This window comes from Hymenobacter rubripertinctus (assembly GCF_003583925.1).
GTDB lineage: Bacteria > Bacteroidota > Bacteroidia > Cytophagales > Hymenobacteraceae > Hymenobacter > Hymenobacter rubripertinctus.
Genome location: NZ_QYCN01000094.1, coordinates 1 through 1840 on the forward strand (window position 1 = coordinate 1; position 1840 = coordinate 1840).

Genomic DNA, 1840 nt, shown 5'->3' on the forward strand with positions numbered 1-1840 from the left:
AAGCCGCCACGGCCTCAATATTTTGCGCCAACTCACCCGCCCCGTCATGAGCCCGCACGAACCGATGGCCCGGATGGTGGACGCCTTGCTGCGCTGGATTAGCTGGAAAGTCGCTCACTATCAGGTAACTAAAATAGTAGGGTAGAGTAAGAAAACCTTATCGGCTTTGGGGTTAGCCTGACCTTTTACTTTCTACCCCTCCGACCTGCTGGTTTGTCTATTCCTCCTCCCCCGTCACGAACCGGATGTTGCGTTGGAGCCCTGCGTAGCCCGTGCGCTTCACGGCCGACTGCCGGAACAGTTCCGAGAACAACTCGTGCGTGATTTCCTGCCAGTCGGTGCGGCTCAGGTCTTTCAGGCCGGGGTGGGGGTTGAACTGGGGCTCCTGGTGGGGCTTGGCGAAGCGGTTCCAGGGGCACACGTCCTGGCAGATGTCGCAACCGAACACCCAGTTGCCGAACTGTCCGTCCACTTCGCGCGGAATCTGGTCTTTGAGCTCGATGGTGAAGTAGCTGATGCACTTACTGCCGTCCACCACGTAGGGCTCGGTGATGGCCTGGGTGGGGCAGGCATCTACGCACTTGGTGCAGGTACCGCAGTAGTCCTTGATGGGGCCGTCGTAGTCGAGGGGCACGTCCACAATCAGTTCGGCAATGAAGTAGAACGAGCCCACGCCGGGCGTAATCAGGTTGGCGTTCTTGCCCACCCAGCCCAGCCCGCTTTTCTTGGCCCAGGCCTTGTCCATCACCGGGGCCGAATCGACGAAGCAACGGCCACCTACCTCCCCTATCTCCTGCTGCATGTCGTGGAGCAGCTCCTTGAGCTTGTCTTTGATGACGAAGTGATAGTCGCGGCCGTAGGCGTACTTGCTGATCTGGAGCGTGTCGGCGGGCTGCTGGGTTTCTGCGGGCGGGTAGTAGTTGAGCAGCAGCGAAATCACCGATTTGGCTCCATCCACAAGTAGGCGCGGGTCGAGGCGCTTATCGAAGTGGTTGGCCATGTAGGCCATCTGGCCGTGCATGTTCTGGTTGAGCCATTTTTCGAGCCGGGGCGCTTCCTCCTCCAGAAACCCCGCCTCCGAAATGCCGCAATACATAAAGCCCAGCTCCGCCGCCCGGCGTTTGATGAAAGCAGTATAGTGAGCGGTGGGCAGCATGGGCAGCAGATTTAACAACCGGAAAAAATAGCGTCAAAAATCACTACTCTTAAATACAATATTGTTTACAATTTCTTCATTAGAAACAGACAGATAGCACAATTTTCCATTCTTATTAATTCCAAATGAATCTCCATCCAGCCATTTAAATTGCCTTGCAATAGTATATAAACTATCCCACCACCACCAATTCTTCTTTCTCACAATAATTTTCCCCACCTCCTTATCGCCAGTCACAAATACGAATAAAATAGAATGAGCTTCTGTTTTTTCGATCATTACACGTGCGCTATACTTTCCACTTCTTGATTTTGTATTCAGGATAATATTTCCTGAATACAAAATTATGTTCTATAATATAATCGTAAGAGTCCTTAAACCGTTTTTTATCCCAATTGTGCGTAGCGGCCAAATCCATGACTGCATCGTGCAGTAAGTCCAGGATATATTTATTCCTATGTTCCTCGTTTAAATTCAGGTATAGAGTAGCATCTATATTAACACTACAACTACAAATAGAACCGAAATAACTTGATTTTTCGGCGGTGGTATAATGCGGGGTGAGTAGTATCTTACTCCCATGCTTCAGACCACGTTGACGTGTGGCAAGTGCAGCAGTGCTGACTTGCGCAAGAACGGCAGCCGCCACGGCCAGCCCAAATACCAGTGCAAAGCCTGCCGCCA

Annotated in this window: 3 protein-coding genes; all 3 read right to left on the reverse strand. The window is 51.8% G+C overall.

The features are described from left to right. Positions 1-217: 217 nt before the first annotated feature. Positions 218-1156: a tRNA epoxyqueuosine(34) reductase QueG gene (queG, locus tag D0T11_RS21645; RefSeq protein WP_119657874.1), complete on the reverse strand. Its 939-nt coding sequence runs from the start codon at positions 1154-1156 to the stop codon at positions 218-220. 33 nt (positions 1157-1189) lie between these two features. Beyond that, on the reverse strand, positions 1190-1435 hold the full coding sequence (locus D0T11_RS22340; protein ID WP_147374799.1) for a hypothetical protein: 246 nt from the start codon (positions 1433-1435) through the stop codon (positions 1190-1192). A 10-nt stretch (positions 1436-1445) separates the two neighbouring features. After that, positions 1446-1840, reverse strand: a 395-nt coding sequence (locus D0T11_RS22840) for a hypothetical protein (RefSeq protein ID WP_182888566.1), incomplete at its 5' end; no start/stop codon positions are given.

Bases quoted from the DNA above. Each gene is read 5' to 3' on its own strand.
- queG (WP_119657874.1), bottom strand. From the start codon at position 1,156: ATGCTGCCCACCGCTCACTATACTGCTTTCATCAAACGCCGGGCGGCG.
- D0T11_RS22340 (WP_147374799.1), bottom strand. From the start codon at position 1,435: ATGATCGAAAAAACAGAAGCTCATTCTATTTTATTCGTATTTGTGACT.